14 protein-coding genes are annotated in these 18,966 nt (G+C 60.5%); 8 read left to right on the top strand and 6 right to left on the bottom strand.

Annotated elements, in window-relative coordinates:
- Nucleotides 1–67 precede the first annotated feature (67 nt).
- From cydD to infA, 4 genes are all read left to right on the top strand, one after another.
- The gene (gene cydD, locus I6G83_RS15010) at nt 68–1,834 is read left to right on the top strand and encodes a heme ABC transporter permease/ATP-binding protein CydD (protein WP_054306746.1); all 1,767 of its coding nucleotides are present in this window, start codon (nt 68–70) and stop codon (nt 1,832–1,834) included.
- Between the two features lie 2 nt (nt 1,835–1,836).
- Nucleotides 1,837–3,573 carry a heme ABC transporter ATP-binding protein/permease CydC gene (cydC, locus tag I6G83_RS15005; RefSeq protein WP_054306745.1) on the top strand — a complete coding sequence of 579 codons (1,737 nt, stop codon included), beginning with the start codon at nt 1,837–1,839 and terminating at the stop codon, nt 3,571–3,573.
- Nucleotides 3,574–3,592: 19 nt separating this feature from the next.
- Entirely contained in the window at nt 3,593–4,318 is a 726-nt protein-coding gene (gene aat / locus I6G83_RS15000) for a leucyl/phenylalanyl-tRNA--protein transferase (RefSeq protein WP_054306744.1), read from the top strand.
- 105 nt (nt 4,319–4,423) lie between these two features.
- The gene (gene infA / locus I6G83_RS14995; protein ID WP_002211347.1) at nt 4,424–4,642 is read left to right on the top strand and encodes a translation initiation factor IF-1; all 219 of its coding nucleotides are present in this window, start codon (nt 4,424–4,426) and stop codon (nt 4,640–4,642) included.
- Nucleotides 4,643–4,858: 216 nt separating this feature from the next.
- On the opposite strand, the gene clpA is transcribed toward infA, so the two are convergent.
- Together clpA and clpS are read right to left on the bottom strand one after the other, a co-directional pair.
- Nucleotides 4,859–7,138, bottom strand: a complete 2,280-nt coding sequence (gene clpA, locus I6G83_RS14990) for an ATP-dependent Clp protease ATP-binding subunit ClpA (protein ID WP_054306743.1) — start codon at nt 7,136–7,138, stop codon at nt 4,859–4,861.
- Between the two features lie 27 nt (nt 7,139–7,165).
- A complete protein-coding gene (gene clpS / locus I6G83_RS14985) occupies nt 7,166–7,486 on the bottom strand; it encodes an ATP-dependent Clp protease adapter ClpS (protein WP_015671738.1) in 321 nt (106 codons plus the stop codon).
- Nucleotides 7,487–7,821: 335 nt separating this feature from the next.
- On the opposite strand from clpS, the gene cspD reads away from it, so the two are divergent.
- A complete protein-coding gene (cspD, locus tag I6G83_RS14980) occupies nt 7,822–8,043 on the top strand; it encodes a cold shock-like protein CspD (protein ID WP_015671737.1) in 222 nt (73 codons plus the stop codon).
- Between the two features lie 80 nt (nt 8,044–8,123).
- Here cspD and macB read toward each other — a convergent pair whose 3' ends face one another.
- The 3 genes from macB to I6G83_RS14965 all read right to left on the bottom strand — a co-directional run bounded on the left by macB (nt 8,124) and on the right by I6G83_RS14965 (nt 13,142).
- Entirely contained in the window at nt 8,124–10,070 is a 1,947-nt protein-coding gene (macB, locus tag I6G83_RS14975; RefSeq protein ID WP_054306742.1) for a macrolide ABC transporter ATP-binding protein/permease MacB, read from the bottom strand.
- Nucleotides 10,070–11,182 carry a macrolide transporter subunit MacA gene (gene macA / locus I6G83_RS14970; protein WP_015671735.1) on the bottom strand — a complete coding sequence of 371 codons (1,113 nt, stop codon included), beginning with the start codon at nt 11,180–11,182 and terminating at the stop codon, nt 10,070–10,072. Before macA ends, macB begins: the two co-directional genes overlap by 1 nt.
- Before the next feature lie 205 nt (nt 11,183–11,387).
- A complete protein-coding gene (locus tag I6G83_RS14965) occupies nt 11,388–13,142 on the bottom strand; it encodes a tail fiber/spike domain-containing protein (protein ID WP_054306741.1) in 1,755 nt (584 codons plus the stop codon).
- A gap of 245 nt (nt 13,143–13,387) precedes the next feature.
- On the opposite strand from I6G83_RS14965, the gene I6G83_RS14960 reads away from it, so the two are divergent.
- Nucleotides 13,388–14,338, top strand: coding sequence for a VirK/YbjX family protein (locus tag I6G83_RS14960; protein WP_054306740.1), 951 nt, complete (start codon nt 13,388–13,390; stop codon nt 14,336–14,338).
- Between the two features lie 12 nt (nt 14,339–14,350).
- Here the strand turns inward: I6G83_RS14960 and I6G83_RS14955 are convergent, their stop codons facing one another.
- Nucleotides 14,351–16,009, bottom strand: coding sequence for an ATP-dependent endonuclease (locus tag I6G83_RS14955; protein ID WP_054306739.1), 1,659 nt, complete (start codon nt 16,007–16,009; stop codon nt 14,351–14,353).
- Nucleotides 16,010–16,197: 188 nt separating this feature from the next.
- Here I6G83_RS14955 and I6G83_RS14950 point away from each other — a divergent pair, with 188 nt between their 5' ends.
- Nucleotides 16,198–17,094 carry a lysine exporter LysO family protein gene (locus tag I6G83_RS14950; RefSeq protein WP_015671731.1) on the top strand — a complete coding sequence of 299 codons (897 nt, stop codon included), beginning with the start codon at nt 16,198–16,200 and terminating at the stop codon, nt 17,092–17,094.
- A gap of 162 nt (nt 17,095–17,256) precedes the next feature.
- A complete protein-coding gene (gene hcp / locus I6G83_RS14945) occupies nt 17,257–18,957 on the top strand; it encodes a hydroxylamine reductase (protein WP_062779025.1) in 1,701 nt (566 codons plus the stop codon).
- The last annotated feature ends 9 nt before the right edge of the window (nt 18,958–18,966 follow it).

The raw sequence follows: 18,966 nt of genomic DNA, 5'->3' as shown, positions 1-18,966 counted from the left end.
AAACACTTTTTTAACAGTATGTTAACCTAGCCTGTCTCAACAGGCGTCGGCGACGCAGATACTTCCAATGAAAAAAACCAGACAGCACCAGTTGACCCAATGGCTTAAAACGCAAAGCACGCTGGCCAAGCGCTGGCTGCGCCTCTCTATGCTGCTGGGGTTGTGCAGCGGCCTGTTAATCGTAGCCCAGGCCTGGCTGCTGGCCTCGCTGCTTCATGCCTTGATCATTGACCATACGCCCCGCGAACAGCTGACCGGTTCATTTATCGGCCTGGCCGCCGCCTTCGCCCTGCGCGCGCTGCTTAGCTGGCTGCGCGAGCGGGTGGGCTTTATTGGCGGTCAGGTGCTGCGGCGGGAAATGCGCCGGCAGGTGCTGGACAAACTGCAGCAGCTTGGCCCGGCCTGGGTGCAGGGTAAACCGGCCGGCAGCTGGGCGACGATTATCGTCGAGCAGATCGAAGATATGCAGGATTATTACTCGCGCTATCTGCCGCAGATGTATCTGGCGGTGTTTATTCCGCTGCTGATTCTGATCGCCGTCTTCCCGATTAACTGGGCCGCCGGGCTGATCCTGCTGGCCACCGCGCCGTTGATTCCGCTGTTTATGGCGCTGGTCGGCATGGGCGCCGCCGACGCCAACCGCCGTAACTTTGTCGCGCTGGCGCGCCTGAGCGGCAGCTTCCTTGACCGGCTGCGCGGGCTGGATACCTTACGCCTGTTCCATCGCGGCCAGGCGGAAACCGCGCAGATCGCCCGCTCTTCTGAAGATTTCCGTCGCCGCACCATGGAAGTGCTGCGCATGGCGTTTCTCTCCTCCGCGGTGCTGGAGTTTTTCGCCTCCCTGTCAATTGCCGTAGTCGCGGTCTATTTTGGCTTCTCTTACCTCGGGGATCTGAACTTCGGCAGCTATGGCGTGGGCGTGACGCTGTTCTCCGGTTTTCTGGTATTGGTGCTCGCGCCGGAATTTTTCCAGCCGCTGCGCGATCTGGGCGCCTTCTACCACGCCAAGGCGCAGGCCGTCGGCGCCGCAGAAGCGCTGGAGACCTTCCTGAACGCCGAGGGCGAGCAGATCGGTCAGGGCGCTCTGACGCTGGACGAGACGACGCCGCTGACGCTGGTGGCCGAACGGCTGGAAATCCTGTCGCCGCAGGGCATCGTGCTGGCGGGGCCGCTGGACTTCACCCTGGCTGCCAATCAACGTATCGCGCTGGTGGGCCTCAGCGGCGCGGGCAAAAGCTCGCTGCTGAACCTGCTGCTGGGGTTCCTGCCCTATCGCGGCTCGTTGACGGTAAACGGCAACGAGCTGCGTGAACTGAACGCGGAGCACTGGCGGCAGCGGCTGGGCTGGGTCGGGCAAAACCCGCACCTGCCGGCGCAAACGCTGCGCGACAATATTTTACTCGGCAATCCGCAGGCCGATGAGCAGCAGCTACAGCAGGCGGTGGAACAGGCCTACGTCAGCGAATTCTTACCGCAGCTGCCGCAGGGGCTGCAGACGGAGCTCGGCGACGGCGCCGCCCGCCTGTCGGTCGGTCAGGCGCAGCGGGTCGCCGTCGCCCGCGCGTTAATCAGCCCGCGCCGGCTGCTGCTGCTGGATGAACCGGCCGCCAGCCTGGACGCCCACAGCGAACGCCTGGTGATGCAGGCGCTGAATGCGGCGTCGCGACAGCAGGCCACCCTGCTGGTGACCCACCAGTTGGAAGATACCGAAGATTTCGACCAGATTTGGGTGATGGACAACGGCAAGATCGTCCAGCAGGGCGACTACGCCAGCCTGAGCGCTCAGCCGGGGCTGTTCGCCACCTTAATCGCACACCGCAGCGGGGAGCTATAATCATGCGCGTTTTACTGCCGTTTCTGGCGCTATACCGCCGCCACGGGTTCCTGATTGCGCTGGGCATCGTGCTGGCGATCATCACCCTGCTGGCCAGCATCGGCCTGCTGACCCTGTCCGGCTGGTTCCTCGCCGCGTCGTCTCTGGCCGGACTGGCCGGCCTGCTGACCTTTAACTATATGCTGCCGGCCGCCGGCGTACGCGGCGCGGCCATCTTCCGCACCGCCGGCCGCTATGCCGAGCGCGTGGTCAGCCACGACGCCACCTTCCGGGTGCTGGCGCACCTGCGGGTCTTTACCTTCAGCAAAATTCTGCCGCTGTCGCCCGGCGGCATCGCCCGCTTCCGCCAGGCCGAGGTGTTAAACCGTCTGGTGGCCGACGTTGATACGCTGGATCACCTGTATCTGCGGGTGATATCGCCGCTGGTCAGCGCCGCCGTGGTGATCGTGGTGGTCACCTTTGGCCTGAGCTTTGTCGACCAGACGCTGGCGCTGATCCTCGGCGGCATCCTGCTGCTGCTGCTGGTGCTGGTGCCGCCGCTGTTTTACGCCGCCGGTAAACCGATCGGCGGCGAGCTGACCGCCCTGCGCAGCCAATACCGCACCGGGCTGACCGCCTGGCTGCAGGGCCAGGCCGAGCTGGTGGTATTCGGCGCCGTTAACGATTTTCGCCGCACGCTCGATCGCACCGAACAGCGCTGGCAGCGCCGTCAGTGGCAACAGGCGTCGCTAGGCGGCATCGCACAGGCGCTGATGATTCTGGCCGGCGGGCTGACGGTTACCCTGCTGCTATGGCTGACCGCCGCCGGCGTCGGCGGCAACGTCCAGCCGGGCGCGCTGATTGCGCTGTTCGTGTTCGCCGGGCTGGCCTCCTTTGAAGCGCTGATGCCGGTCGCCGCCGCGTTTCAGCACCTCGGCCAGGTGATCGCCTCCGCCACCCGGGTCAAACAGCTGCTCGACCAGCAGCCGACCGTCGCCTTCCCCGCCGCCGGTCCCGCCGCTGCCGCCGCCGCTGCCCTGCAGCTGCGCCGCGTTGACTTTACTTACCCCGGCCAGCCGCAGCCGGTATTACGCCACATCGAGCTGGAGATCGCCGCCGGTGAGCATATCGCCCTGCTGGGACGCACCGGCTGCGGCAAATCCACGCTGCTGCAGCTGCTGACGCGCGCCTGGGACGCCGACGGCGGCGATATTCTGCTCAACGGCGAGCCATTAGCCCGCTACGATGAAAGTACGCTGCGCGCCATGACGACGGTGGTGAGCCAGCGGGTGCATATCTTCAGCGACACGCTGCGGGAGAACCTGCGGCTGGCGGCGCCCGATGCGGACGACGCAGCGCTGCAGCAGGCGCTGAGCCAGGTCGGGCTGGACAAGCTGTTGGAAAATGAGGGGCTGAACGCCTGGCTCGGCGAAGGCGGCCGTCAGCTGTCCGGCGGTGAACAGCGCCGGCTGGGCATCGCCCGCGCGCTGCTGCATTCGGCGCCGCTGTGGCTGCTGGATGAGCCGACCGAAGGGCTGGATGCCGAGACCGAACAGCAGATCCTGGCGCTGCTGCGCCAGCACTGTCAGGGCAAAACGCTGATTCTGGTGACCCACCGCCTGTACGGCCTGGAGCATATGGACCGTATCTGCGTAATGGACGGCGGGCAGATCGTCGAACAGGGCGACCACGCCACGCTGCTGCGCCAGCGCGGGCGCTATGCCCGCTTCCGCCAACGCATCGGCAACGCCTCGCTGTAACGCGACGCTAAGAGGTGATATGCGCATTGTGAAACTGTCGCCGCACTCCGTGGCCTTCCCTTCGCCGGAGGGCGCGCTGCGCGATCCTAACGGCCTGCTGGCCATCGGCGGCGATCTGAGCGCGCCGCGCCTGCTGGCCGCCTATCAGCGCGGGATTTTCCCCTGGTACTCGCCCGGCGAAGCGATCCTGTGGTGGTCGCCGGACCCGCGCGCGGTGCTGTACCCGGCCGAGCGCCATATCAGCCGCAGCTTCAGGCGTTTCCTGCGCGCGGCGCCGTTTCGCATTACGCTGAATCATGACTTCGCCGCGGTGATTGCCGCCTGCGCCGAGCGACCGCAGGACGGCACCTGGATCGGCCCGGAGGTGCAGCACGCCTATCTGCATCTGCACCGCTTGGGCTACGCCCATTCGGTCGAGGTGTGGCAAGGCGATGAGCTGGTCGGCGGCATGTACGGCGTCGCTCAGGGCGCGCTGTTCTGCGGCGAATCCATGTTCAGCCGCGTCACCAACGCCTCCAAGTGTGCGCTGATGGCGTTTTGCCGTCATTTTGCCGCTTTTGGCGGGGAATTGATTGACTGTCAGGTGTTGAACGCGCGCACTGCCTCGCTTGGCGCGAGGGAAATTTCCCGGCGCAGTTTTTTACAGCAGCTCAGCGAGCTTCAGCGCCGGCCGTTAGCGGCGGCGTGCTGGGCGGCGCAAGTGATACCCCCACAGCAGGTTGATCCGTCCTCACCGACAAACTAATTTGCGCAAACGGTGCATTGTTCACCGACACATCTTTACATAATGTGGGTTTTTCGGCATTATCTTGCCGGTTAAAAACTAAGGTAGTTACACCTAGAGGATTCGATGGCCAAAGAAGACAATATTGAAATGCAAGGCACCGTTCTTGATACGCTGCCGAACACCATGTTCCGCGTTGAATTGGAAAACGGGCACGTGGTTACCGCTCATATCTCCGGTAAAATGCGTAAAAACTATATCCGCATCCTGACGGGCGACAAAGTCACTGTAGAGCTGACCCCGTACGACCTGAGCAAAGGCCGCATTGTCTTCCGTAGCCGTTAATCGGCTGACCGGTCGCCAGCCAGTGGCGACGCAGAGGATGTAAATCCCGTCCTGAGCCCTTTCCGTTTACCCCCGCCGCAGCGTTCAACACTGAGTTGCAAGCGCGTAGGTAAACTGAGAGGGCTCACTCATTTCCCTGGCGCGCTGTTGCGCGCATAAAAAAAGCGATGCCGAAGCATCGCTTTTTCATTATTGCTGCATCACGCCGTTGGCGGATTAATGCACGCCCTCGTCCGCTTTGCGCTTCTGGGCGCTGAGGAAGTGGTAAGTCAGTTTCTGGGTATCCGGATCCAGTTCGACTTTCACCGAACCGCCATCCACCAGAGAACCGAACAGCAGCTCATTCGCCAGCGGTTTCTTCAGGTTTTCCTGCATCACGCGCGCCATCGGCCGTGCGCCCATCGCACGGTCATAGCCTTTCACCGACAGCCAGTCGCGCGCTTCGTCGCTGACCTCCAGCGATACGCCCTTGGCATCCAGCTGCGCCTGCAGTTCGACGATAAACTTGTCGACCACCTGCTGGATCACCGCCGTTGACAGGTGGTTGAACCAGATGATGTTGTCCAGACGGTTACGGAACTCCGGCGTAAACACCTTCTTGATCTCTTCCAGCGCGTCAGTGCTGTTGTCCTGCTCAATCAGGCCGATGGATTTACGTTCCGTCTCGCGCACCCCGGCGTTGGTGGTCATCACCAGGATCACGTTGCGGAAGTCGGCCTTGCGGCCGTTGTTATCGGTCAGCGTCCCGTTGTCCATCACCTGCAGCAGCAGGTTGAACACGTCCGGGTGCGCCTTCTCGATCTCATCGAGCAGCACTACCGCATGCGGATGCTTGATCACCGCATCGGTCAGCAGGCCGCCCTGATCGTAGCCGACATAGCCCGGAGGCGCGCCAATCAGGCGGCTGACGGTATGACGTTCCATATACTCGGACATATCAAAACGCAGCAGCTCGATATCCAGCGCCTTCGCCAGCTGCACCGTCACCTCGGTCTTGCCGACGCCGGTCGGGCCGGCGAACAGGAAGGAACCGACGGGCTTGCGCTCGTGCCCCAGGCCGGCGCGGCTCATTTTGATCGCTTCCGTCAGCGCCTCGATGGCCGGATCCTGACCGAACACCAGCATCTTCAGGCGGTCGCCCAGGTTTTTCAGCACGTCGCGATCGCTCGCCGAGACGGTTTTCTCCGGAATGCGCGCGATACGCGCCACTACGGATTCAATATCCGCCACGTTAACGGTTTTCTTGCGCTTGCTGACCGGCATCAGCCGGCTGCGCGCGCCGGCTTCATCAATTACGTCGATCGCCTTGTCCGGCAGATGACGGTCGTTGATGTATTTCACCGACAGCTCCACCGCCGCACGCACCGCCTTGGCGGTATAGCGCACGTCGTGATGCGCTTCGTATTTGGTTTTCAGACCGTTGATAATCTGCACGGTCTCTTCCGGCGTCGGTTCGGTAATATCGATCTTCTGGAAACGGCGCGCCAGCGCGCGATCCTTCTCAAAGATATTGCTGAACTCCTGATAGGTGGTGGATCCGATCACCCGGATCTTGCCGCTCGACAGCAGCGGTTTGATCAGGTTGGCGGCGTCCACCTGCCCGCCGGAGGCCGCACCGGCGCCGATGATGGTATGGATCTCATCGATAAACAGGATGCTGTTCTGATCCTGCTCCAACTGTTTAAGCAGCGCCTTGAAACGCTTCTCGAAGTCGCCGCGGTATTTGGTGCCCGCCAGCAGCGAGCCGATATCCAGCGAATACAGGGTGCAGTCCGCCATCACTTCCGGCACGTCGCCCTGCACGATACGCCACGCCAGCCCTTCGGCAATCGCCGTTTTCCCCACGCCCGACTCCCCCACCAGCAGCGGGTTGTTCTTGCGGCGACGGCACAGCACCTGAATGGCGCGCTCCAGTTCGCGGTCGCGGCCGACCAGAGGATCGATACCGCCTACCCGGGCCAACTGATTGAGGTTGGTGGTGAAGTTTTCCATACGGTCTTCCCCTCCGGACTGCTCTTCGTTTATCGGGTTTTCCGCGTTGTTCGGCGCCTGGCCCGGTTCGTCTTTACGCGTCCCGTGCGAAATAAAGTTCACCACGTCCAGACGGCTGACGTCATGCTTACGCAGCAGATAGGCCGCCTGCGACTCCTGCTCGCTGAAAATCGCCACCAGCACGTTGGCGCCGGATACTTCGCTGCGGCCGGAGGACTGTACATGGAATACCGCACGCTGCAGCACGCGCTGGAAGCTGAGCGTCGGCTGAGTGTCGCGCTCTTCTTCGCTGGCCGGCAGCGTCGGCGTGGTTTGTTCGATAAAGGCTTCCAGCTCCTGGCGCAACGCCGCCAGATCCACCGTACATGCCTCAAGCGCTTCTCGCGCGGCAGGGTTGCTCAGTAACGCCAGCAACAGGTGCTCCACGGTCATAAACTCGTGTCTGTGCTCACGCGCTCTGGCGAAAGCCATGTTGAGACTGAGTTCCAGTTCTTGATTGAGCATAAGCACCTCCCCAATAGATTGCCTTAATCAGGCTTTTTCCAGCGTACAAAGCAACGGATGCTCGTTCTCCCTCGCGTAACGGTTCACATGGACGACTTTGGTCTCCGCCACCTCGGCGGTAAACACACCGCAGATCGCCTTGCCTTGATAGTGCACCGTAAGCATCAGTTGCGTTGCGCGTTCAATATCATAAGAAAAGAACTTTTGCAGAACGTCAATCACAAATTCCATCGGAGTGTAATCGTCGTTGTTAAGTATAACTTTATACATTGACGGCGGTTTTACCGCATCGATTTGTTTTTCTTCGGCCAAGTGTTCAAAATTCAGCCAATCGTTGCTATTGCCCATCGCTGCTCATCTTCTCTTGTCTACCCCCAGATATGGGGACGCATTCAGGTTATTCAAACGGGGATATCTACTATTTTATCATCTTCGCCCTCGCTTCGCCGCAGGGAAAGCGCCGATAAAAACGGCGGCGATTGACGGCGGATGTATCGCAATAGCGTTACCTGCTTCAAACTTTGAGGAACTGCCGCCCCCTGTCAAAAGCCGATCGCTTGACGTGATGATCATATGTTCTAGAGTGTAATTTCGTGAGCTGCTGGTCTTTTAACCACTTTTTGCGCTCACCGAAAATCAGTTATTCATCTCACTTAAAATAGCGTTGCGAGGGATGTACAAACATGGAGACGGGTACTGTTAAATGGTTCAATAACGCCAAAGGTTTCGGCTTTATCTGTCCGGAAGGCGGTGGCGAGGATATTTTCGCTCATTATTCGACGATCAAAATGGATGGTTACCGGACGCTGAAAGCCGGCCAACAGGTCAGATTCGACGTGCATCAGGGCCCGAAAGGCAACCACGCCAGCCTGATTGAGCCGCTGGAAAGCGAAGCGGTGACCTGAAGGCGGCGCCATGCCGCCGCCCTACTAAAATGCCAGCCACATCCGTGACTGGCATTTTTCATCGCCGCAGGACAGGCCGCCTATTCACGCGCCAGCGCGTCAATCGGGTTCAGGCGGGCGGCGTTGCGCGCCGGCAGGTAACCGAACACCACGCCGATGGCGGTGGAACAGATAAACGCGCTGAGCAGCGCCACCGGCGGAAAGCTGATCTGCCAGCCCGGCAGCACCAGCTGCACCAGCAGGCCGATAGCCAACGACAAACCGATGCCCAGCGCGCCGCCCACCAGACACACCAGCACCGCTTCAATCAGGAACTGCTGCAGCACGTCGCCGGAGCGCGCCCCCACCGCCATGCGGATGCCGATCTCGCGCGTACGCTCGGTCACCGACACCAGCATGATATTCATCACCCCGATACCGCCGACCACCAGTGAAATCACCGCCACCAGCGTCAGGAACAGCTGCAGGGTGCGGGTGGTTTTTTCCGCAGTCTGCACCAGGCTGTCCATGTTATAGGTGAAGAAGTCTTTCTTACCGTGGCGCAGCGTCAGCAGACGCGTCAGCTGCTGCTCCGCTTCCTGGCTGTTATAGCCGTCGCGGATGCGCACGGTGATCGAGTCAAAATAGGCGTTGCCCATCAGCCGGTTGGCCATGGTGCTGTACGGCACCCAGACGCTCAGGGTTTTGCTGCTGCCGAACATCGACTGCTTCTCCTGAGCGACGCCCACCACCGTCGCCGGCATATTACCGACCAGGATCACCTCACCGACCACCTCTTTCTGATGCGGGAACAGCCGGCGCTTGGTATTGGCGTCGATCACCACCACCTGCGCCTGCGACTGCACCTGCAGCGGATCGATACCGCTGCCCTGGCTGAAGGCCATGCCGTAGACGCGGAAAAACTGTTCGCTGACGCCGGAGACGTTGGCCGCCGCATCCACGTTGCCCATCCGCAGCCGCATGCTGCTGCTGATATTCGGCGACAGCGCGCCGACGTACGGCTGCTCGCGCAGCGCCTCGAGATCGTCATACTTCAACGACTGGCGATAGGCCGGATCGTCATCGCCGAAATCCTTGCCGGGATAGATATCGACCGTATTGGTGCCGATCGATTTGATATCCGCCAGCACCATCTGTTTGGCGGCGTCGCCGATCACCAGAATGGAAACCACCGAGGCGATGCCGATGATAATCCCCAGCATGGTCAGCATGGTGCGCATTTTATTCGCCGCCATCGCGCGCCAGGCCATCACCAGCGCTTCACGAAAACGCCCGCCTACCTGCTGCCAGGAAGGCGCCGGCGCCGCCAGCTCCAGCGGCTTGGCCTGCGGGTTCGGCGCGCTGACCGGCCTGGAGTCGTTGACGATCTCACCGTCGCGGATCTCGATGATCCGCTCCGCCTGCTGCGCCACCGTCGGATCGTGCGTAACGATGATCACCGTATGCCCCTGCTCGCGCAGCTGCTTGAGGATCGCCATCACCTCTTCACCGGAGTGGCTGTCCAGCGCCCCGGTCGGCTCATCCGCCAAAATCACCTGGCCGCCGTTCATCAACGCCCGGGCGATACTGACGCGCTGCTGCTGCCCGCCGGACAGCTGGCTCGGCTGATAGGACACGCGTTCCCCCAGCCCCAGCCGCTGCAGCAGCGCCGTGGCGCGTTCACGCCGCGCCGCTTTGCCGACCCCGGCATACACCGCCGGCACCTCGACATTGTGCGCGGCGCTGAGGTGCGGCAGCAGATGGTAACGCTGGAAGATAAAGCCGAAATGTTCGCGTCGCAGGGCCGCCAGCGCGTCGCCGTTCAGCGTGGCCACATCCTGCCCCGCCACGCGGTAAGTGCCGGCGCTCGGCTTATCAAGGCAGCCGAGAATATTCATCAGCGTCGATTTGCCGGAGCCGGAAGCGCCGATAATCGCCACCATTTCGCCGGCGTCGATGCTCAGCGTCACGTTCTTCAGCACGTCGACGGTCTGTTCGCCGGATTGATAGCTGCGGCAGATCCCCGTCAGCTCAAGCAGCGCCGCCATCAGTTGGCCTCCGCGCCGCCGCGGTTAACGATCACCTCGTCGCCGACGCCAAGCCCTTTGACAATCTGCACGTCGATATTATTACGCATGCCGATGGTCACTTCGCGCTTCTCTTCCTTGCCCTGCTTCAGCAGCGACACATAGTAGCGGTTATCAGCAATCTGTTCGCCCAGCGCCGCCAGCGGGATCGCCAACGCCTGGCTGACGCCGCCCAGCTGAATATGCACCTGCGCGGTCATCTGCAGACGCAGCAGCCCCTGCGGATTCGGCACCTCAAAACGGGCATAGTAGAAAATGGCGTTGTTGACCTTCTCCGGCGTCGGCTGAATATCTTTCAGCACGCCGTCAAAGCGTTTGTTCGGATCGCCCAGCACGGTAAACCAGGCTTTTTGCCCCGGCTTCAGGTGAATAACATCGGCTTCGGACACCTGCGCCTTCACCAGCATGGTGCTGAGGTCGGCCAGCGTCAGAATGTTCGGCGCCTGCTGCGCCGCAATCACCGTCTGCCCCTGCAGGGTGGTGATCTGCACCACATCGCCGTCCATCGGCGCTTCGATGCGGGTATAGGCCAGGTTGATTTTGGCCGTATCCAGGCTGGCCTGGTTACGGGAAATTTGCGCTCGGATGCTCTCCACCTGCGCCTTTTTCACCGCCAGTTCGCTGGTGTACTTATCCAGATCCTGACGCGATACCGCCTGCACGCGCGACAGCGCGCGATTACGCTGCAGGGTGACCGCCGCCAGATGCTGTTCGGCCTGCGCCTGCTGCAGCTGCGCATGCAGTTCACGCAGCGCCGCCTCGCTTTCACGGATGCTGTTTTGCGCCTGCTGCGGGTCGATCACCCCCAGCAGCTGGCCTTTTTTCACTTTATCGCCAATCTCGACCGTCAGGCTCTCCAACTGGCCGCTGACCTGCGCGCCGACGTCAACCTTGCGCACCGCGTCCAACTGGCCGGTAGCCAGTACGTTTTGCTGCAGGTCGCGCTTGGCCACCTTCACCGTTTTATAGTCCACCGGCGCCGGCTGACGGAAATACCAGAAAGCCGCCGCGGCGATAACCACCAGTCCCACGATAACGATCGTCCTGCGTCGTAGACGTCCCATAAACTTCATAAAGCGGCCTATCCTTTTGTTTTTACCGGTAATGAGCGCGTATTGTTAACGGCCAGACGGGTAAATCCCCGCGATCCCGCGACGCGCGCCGTCGTCGATTAACGCGCACTATAACCGATCCTCCACGATCAAATCACATATTCCCGGCGCGGAAAAACAAGACGGCCGGGATCGCTCCCGGCCGTGATTACGTGCGATAAACGTCTTATTTGCGCGTAAAGGTAAAATAGAGGGGGAAGGTATGCGGCGAATCCTGCTGCACCTTCAGCACCAGCGGCGCATCCTTGTCGTCGCCATAGATAAGTTTTAATCTGGCGCTGTCTTTGATCGTGCTGTCAAAAATCTCCAAACCTGCCGACGACACCGCCACCTTAAAGCTTGAACAAACGCCGCTTAAATTGGTCGGTCCAAACACCTGGACTTCATAGATATCTTTTACCCCCGGCGCATTGTTGATACCGATATATTTAAAGGTACGAATGGTGCGCGCCTGACCCGGCGCAAAAGTGGCGGCAAAGTCCGTGCCATAGGCCCGATGGGTGCGCAGATATAAATCCCCGCCCGGCGCAATAAACGTCGAGGTGCAATCAAACAGATTCTTATTGAGATAGCTATCCCGCAACGTTAACGTCGTACCAGAATGCAGCCACTGTGCGCCGTTCACTGAATTGGTCGCGACGCTGTACGAGTTCTTGTAATTAAGGGTGCAGCTATACAGCGAATGACCAACCAGACCGCCGACATAACCACAGTCAACATCGAGCCGGGCAAAAGGCGCGCCATAAAAGTCCAGGATAATATCAAAGTAGAAATTTTCTCCCTGCTGCGCGGTGCGCACTGCGGAAATAGCGCTGCGCCATGAGCCGGACGTTAATGTATCCCCCGTGGCGAAAGAACTTTTGCCAGCGGAAACGTCATTTTTTTCAATGATAAGTACCTTATAAACGCCGGCCGTTTGCACATAAAAAGCCAGAACCTCGCCCGTCGCCGTGCCATTGCTAATCTCCGCACCGCGCGCCAGCCCGGTAAATGACCGGCTGGATAACGTCACCTCGGACAGGAAGCGTCCGTTGAAATCCGCATCGCCGGAGATCTGACTATATTGCGAACCATTGCGCCACAGCGAACCGCCATAACGCATTTGCGTAATAAACCCGACAGAGAGTTTATGCCCTTCGGCAATGGGGTAATCGCCAGACGGCCCCCTGGCTAAATAAGCGCCCATATTACCTTGATACCAATAATCCCCGGTAATAAAGTTGGAGGCCGACGCATGCGTTTGCTGGCTGCAGTCATAAACAATATTACAGTTAATCGCTTTGCCGATATGAATGCGTGAGCCGCCGCATCCTTTCCCGCGGATAGAAACACCGTTAGCGCGCGTCTTGCCATTGATATAACCGATATGGATCTCAAGGCCGACCATTGAGCCGCCCTCTTTACCAATCACAATCAGCGGCGTAGCATTTTTCCAATCCGTATAGGTTGGGAAATTTTCATGCGCTTCCAGCGCGGCAAAACGCATTTCCAGGCCGCTAGTCCAGTTATCTATAATCAGCGGTGATTTAAACGCCAGCTGCTGGAACGACCACACTTTATTAAGGTCGTTATTGATGGCATAAGCCAACGCCGCCTGCGCCGCCGGCGTCCAGTCGCCCTCTGCGGTCACCAGGTGATAAAAATCCTCCACCAGCACCATATTATTCAGCTTGGCGGATGAGGCTACGCCGCTAATATCTACCCAGGCGTCGGGGGCAAATCCCCCCGTCGCTTCCGGCGTTGTTGCCGGCGCGACCACTTTCGGCAAGGCGCCCCGCCATACCACGTATCCCCGGGTGCTTTCCAAATAGAGCACCTGATTGGCAGACTCCAGAGTAAAGCCATTTTTAAAATAGCCAACGGGAATATACCCGCCCCGACGAATTGCATCTTCATAACTGACCAATTTTTGCTTAGCCATATACGGCTCCTTTCTTACTGCGTTGAGGGAAACAGCAATGTAACCAGCAACTACGACAAGAAATACAAATCAGAAACCGACCATTAACCACACAACAAAGTGATGCTCAGAGCCTTGCCAAACCGATATCGTTAAACCGCGGCTCAACGTAATGAATATTCCTAATCCCGCGCCGGGAATATTGAAGCGCCGTTTAGTCATCCCTTGATGAAATAGCGCCATTCGATACCGTCAAGGATTTCACCATGTCACAATTTAGCTATCCGCTCGTCGCCAGCCAGCCGATGAACGGCCAACGGTTAATTACCGCACTGCTCAGCGGCAGCATGGCGCCCGCCCGCTGCTGGCGCAAAACCTCGTTTCGCCTGAAGTTCCTCAGCCGCTCGCTGCTGAACTGGCAGACCACCAGCGGCCTGATGAACACGCTGGCGGACAACCCGCTGCTGGAAACCATTCTGCGCGCACAGCCCAACCTGCCGTGCAAACTGCACCGCCCGTATCTGGCGGCCAATATGAGTAAACTCGACGGTCTGTTTGCCCTGCGCGACCACTACGATCTGATCGCCCAGCGCATGCCGGGGAAAATGCTGCTCGGCCATCTGGGCGCGCAGCCGCTGGTGTTAAGCCGCGCGGAGGATAAAAACGGCGGGTCGGTAACGCTGGAGCTGGCGGCGATTGACAAGCTGAACAAGGAGGGGGAAACCACGCTGCTGCTGCGCAACGCCGCGGGCGTGATGCTGGCGGAAATCACCTTTACCCTGATGCACTTCCGGCAAAAGAGCACGCTGTTTATCGGCGGTCTGCAGGGGGCGAACGGCGACGTGCCGCACAGCGTGATACAGCAGACCACCAAAGCCTGCCACGGCCTGTTCCCGAAACGGCTGGCGCTGGAAGGAGTGTGTCATCTGGCGCGCCTGCTGGGGATCCAGCAGGTGGTGGCGGTCGGCAACGGCAGTCATATTTATCAGAACTGGCGCTATAAAAATAAAAAGCGCGACCTGCTGCACGCCGATTATGACCAGTTCTGGCTGTCAATGGCGGCCCGGCCGCTGCCCGGCGGCTACTTTCTGCTGCCGGCGCGTATCGCCCGCAAGCCGCTGGACGAGGTCGCCAGTAAAAAACGCGCGGAATACCGCCGCCGCTATCAGCTGCTGGACCAGCTGGAGCAGGGACTCGCCGCGCATTTTTCCCGTTGAGGCAGCCGCAGGCTAGTCGGCCCGGCCGCGCGCCAGCCAGATCACCCGCGAGAACATTTTTTTCAGCAGCGACGGCACCGCATCGGTGCCCCACTCGCCCGCCTGCATCGCAACTTCGATCGCCAGATCCGGCTTCGAAGCGCGGTGCACCGCTTTCAGGATCACCTTGCGCATCGGCATCTGGGCGTTGATCGGCACCGCCGCCACCCGGTGATACACCGGGCTGAAGCCCTCTTTATACATAAAGTGTTCCATATCCGCCGCTGGCAGCGCGGTCAGACGATCGCGCTCACTATCCTCATGGTTATCCAGCATGCTGCGCACGGTGTTGGCGTACTTTTTGCCGGCCTCATCGCCATCCACCAGCGCATGCCACTCGATGCCCATCCGCCGGGCGAACTTCAGCAGAGGTTTTAAACCGCACTGGGCAAATTCAATTACCCGCACCCCTTCGGCCTCAAAATTATGGCCGCACTGCCGCGCCAGTTCGTTCAGCAGCCAGACTTCTGTCTCCCCTTCCACCAGCAGCCAGCAGCGGGCAAACAGCGAAGAAGGCCGGTTAAAACGGATATGAAAGGCGATGCGCCGGCTGTCCTCCGGCCCGAGGCCGCGCGCGCCCAGGCGATAGGTCGCCACCCGGCCGGACTCGCGCACCAGCCGGCAGACGTGCACCACCGGCACCAGCGACACCAGTTCGCTCGAGTTGGTGGTGGTGATACGCTGCAGCGGCAGCTGATTCAACAAGCCCCAGGCGACCGACAGCATAATCGGGTGCAGACGGGTTTCCGGATCCTCCACCAGCAGCAGCGGGCGCGCATGAGGCTCCAGCTTTACATTGCCCTTGGCCTGCAGCAGCGTCGAGAACATGCCGAGCAAAATCAAGCGCATGCTGCGGCTGTTCGGCTCGGCCACCATGCGGTTGATATTATCGAGCGAACGCCAGGCCTGCTGCTCCTGCTGCCGACGCTGCCGCCTTGGCCCGACGGTTTGCGATCCCTGCTCGGAAAAATAGTGCTCCAGCAGCTGCTGCATCGCCGCCAGCCCCTGACGCAGCTCGCCGTTAGTCAGCTTTTGCGGGTTGCGCACCAGTTCACGCGTCAGCTGGTCAAGCTGCTGCGCCAGCATCTCGTTGTCGGCGGGCAGCCGGTCGCCGAGCGAACTGGGACGCAGACGCCGGATAAAGCGCGCATCGCGCAGCCGCAGCACCGGATGAATACGGATAATGCTGCGCACCAGCCGATCGATATGATGCAGCAGCAGCGGATTACCGTCGGCGTCCAGAAAGCTGCGCCAGGTGCATACCGTGTCGTCATCGGTCATCTCCCCTTCGCAGCGATAGTGGATCCGGCTCAGGCCGTCCTCCGCCTTGACCCACAGCGGCGATAAATGGCGATAGCGCGGCAGATGGGCATGGCCGATGTCCTTTTCGCAGAAGGTGAAAATAATCTGCAGGTAGCGCTCCTTGGCCGCTTCGTCACCGGGCGGAAAGTGGAAATCATGCGTTTCGAAGCGATACAGCGTCTCTTCCGGCGCCAGCAACAGCGTCAGGGCGTCCAGCAGGCTGGATTTGCCCCAGGCGTTTTCCCCAAGCAGCAGCGTGTTGTCATCCAGCGTCAGCGACAGCCGATTAATGCCACGGAAACCTACAATCTCAATGCGTTCTAAGTACATCTGTCGCCTCCCGTGCGAACCTTGGCCACTCTCTGTCGAATGACGACTCTGAGCATGGTCAACGATCCCCCCGCAGGTCAAGCAAAGGCGCGTAAATCTGCTACTTTACTCTGAAGAGGGTTTTGATTAGCCTGTTGCGGTCGCTCGGCACTTGCCGCCGCGATTTAAGCAAGGAAATTATTGTCGTCATGTATTCAGGACTGTTGATCATTCTGGTGCCGCTGATTGCCGGCTACCTTATCCCGCTACGCAACCATAACTTTATCCAGAGCATCAACCGTCTGCTCAGCTGGATGGTGTACGTTATTCTGTTTTTAATGGGCATCAGCCTGGCGTTTCTGGAGAACCTCAGCAGTAACCTGCTGCTGATTTTCCAATACACCGCCGCCTTTTTCCTGTGCATTTTCCTTGCCAACGCGCTGGCGCTCTACCTGCTGGAGCGCAAACTGCCGTGGCGCAGCACGCATAAGCAGGAAAAACTGCCTTCGCGCCTGCATATGGTGCTGGAGTCGCTGAAGCTGTGCGGCGTGGTGCTGATTGGCTTCCTGCTCGGCCTGACGCAGTGGCCCTGGCTGCACTACGCCACCGCCGGCAGCGAATACGCGCTGATTTTCCTGCTGTTCCTGGTGGGCATCCAGCTGCGCAACAGCGGCATGACGCTGCGGCAGATTATCGTCAACCGCCGCGGCATGCTGGTCGGCGTTGCGGTGGCGATCAGCGCGCTGGCCGGCGGCGCGCTGGCGGCCTGGCTGCTGGGAATGCCGGTCAAGGCCGGGCTGGCGGTAGCTTCCGGCTTCGGCTGGTATTCGCTGTCCGCCATTTTGATCAGCGACGCCTACGGCCCGGTGCTCGGCAGCACCGCCTTCTTTAACGATCTGCTGCGCGAACTGGTGGCGATTATGCTGATCCCGACGCTGATCCGCCGCAGCCGCTCGACGGCGCTGGGCCTGTGCGGCGCCACCTCGATGGACTTCACCCTGCCGGTGCTGCAGCGCAGCGGCGGCCTGGAGATCGTGCCGCCGGCCATCGTCCACGGCTTCCTGCTGAGCCTGATGGCGCCGGTGCTGATCGCCCTGTTCTCCTGACCGTTGCCGGGGGCTTGCCCCCGGAATCGTTCTCATCCGCACGCGACTTTGCGTTAAATCAAACTTACCCCACTTTTCCGACAAAACCCTTTTTGCTGCTGCGGTTGCCGATCTATGCTCTTAAACAAGCATTTTAAATGCAACTTTAAAAAGGACGCGATTATGTTTTGTGTGCAATGTGAACAAACCATCCGAACCCCGGCCGGCAACGGCTGCTCTTATGCCCAGGGCATGTGCGGCAAAACCGCCGAAACCTCCGACCTGCAGGATCTGCTGGTCGCCGCGCTGCAGGGCCTGTCCGCCTGGGCGCTGCAGGCGCGCGCGCTGGGGATTATCGACCATCAGACCGACAGCTTCGCCCCGCGCGCCTTCTTTTCCACGCTGACCAACGTCAACTTCGACTCGGCGCGCATTATCGGCTACGCGCGGGAAACCATCGCGCTGCGCGATACGCTGGCGGCGCGCTGCCGCCTGCAGGAGCCGTCGGTCACGGTCGACCATCCGCTGGCGGCGCGCTGCCGCCTGCAGGAGCCGTCGGTCACGGTCGACCATCCGCTGGCGGCGCTGCAGCTGGCCGGCGACGATATCGACAGCCTGCAGCAGCAGGCGGCGCAGTTCGCCCTCGATCGGGATAAGGCCGAGGTGGGCGACGATGTGCACGGCCTGCGCATGCTGTGCCTGTACGGCCTCAAAGGCGCCGCAGCCTATATGGAGCACGCGCACGTGCTCGGCCAGTATGACGATGCGATCTACGCCCAGTATCACGAGCTGATGGCCTGGCTGGGCACCCAGCCGCGCGATGTCGACACCCTGCTGAATAACGCCATGGCCATCGGCCATATGAACTTCGGCGTGATGGCGATCCTCGACCGCGGGGAAACCGAGGCGTATGGCGATCCGCAGCCGACCGCGGTCAACGTGCGGCCGCTGGCCGGCAAAGCGATTTTGATTTCCGGCCACGACCTGAAAGATTTACGTATGCTGCTGGAGCAGACCGAAGGCCAAGGAGTAAATATTTATACCCACGGCGAAATGCTGCCGGCGCACGGCTATCCGGAGCTGAAAAAATTCAAGCATCTGGTCGGCAACTACGGCAGCGGCTGGCAGAACCAGCAGGTGGAGTTCGCCAAATTCCCCGGCCCGATCGTCATGACCTCCAACTGCATTATCGACCCGAACGTCGGCCATTACGGCGACCGCATCTGGACCCGCAGCATCGTCGGCTGGCCGGGCGTCAATCACCTGGAGGGCGACGACTTCTCCGCGGTTATCCGTCAGGCGCAGGGTATGGCCGGTTTCCCCTACAGCGAAATCGAACAGCTGATCACCGTGGGCTTCGGCCGCCAGACGCTGCTTAACGCCGCCGATACGGTGATCGACCTGGTCAGCCGGAAAAAGCTGCGCCACGTATTTCTGGTCGGCGGCTGCGACGGCAGCCGCGGCGAACGCAGTTACTACACCGACTTTGCCCGCGCGGTGCCGCAGGACTGCCTGATCATGACGCTGGCGTGCGGCAAATACCGCTTCAATAAACTGGACTTCGGCACGCTGGAAGGCCTGCCGCGCCTGCTGGACGTCGGCCAGTGCAACGACGCCTATTCGGCGATTATGCTGGCGGTGAAGCTGGCGGAGAAGCTGGGCTGCGGCGTTAACGACCTGCCGCTCAGCCTGGTGCTGTCGTGGTTTGAACAAAAAGCGATTGTGATTCTGCTGACGCTGCTGGCGCTGGGGGTGCAAAACATCTTTACCGGCCCGACCGCGCCGGGCTTCCTGACCGATAACCTGCTGGCGATCCTCAACGATAAGTTCGGCATGCGTCCGATCACCAGCGTAGAGCAGGATCTGCAGGCCATTCTGGGCTGATTGTATTGT

The sequence above is a fragment of the Serratia rubidaea genome (assembly GCF_016026735.1).
GTDB classification, from domain to species: domain Bacteria; phylum Pseudomonadota; class Gammaproteobacteria; order Enterobacterales; family Enterobacteriaceae; genus Serratia_B; species Serratia_B rubidaea.
This window is presented reverse-complemented; position numbering and strand designations above follow the sequence as displayed.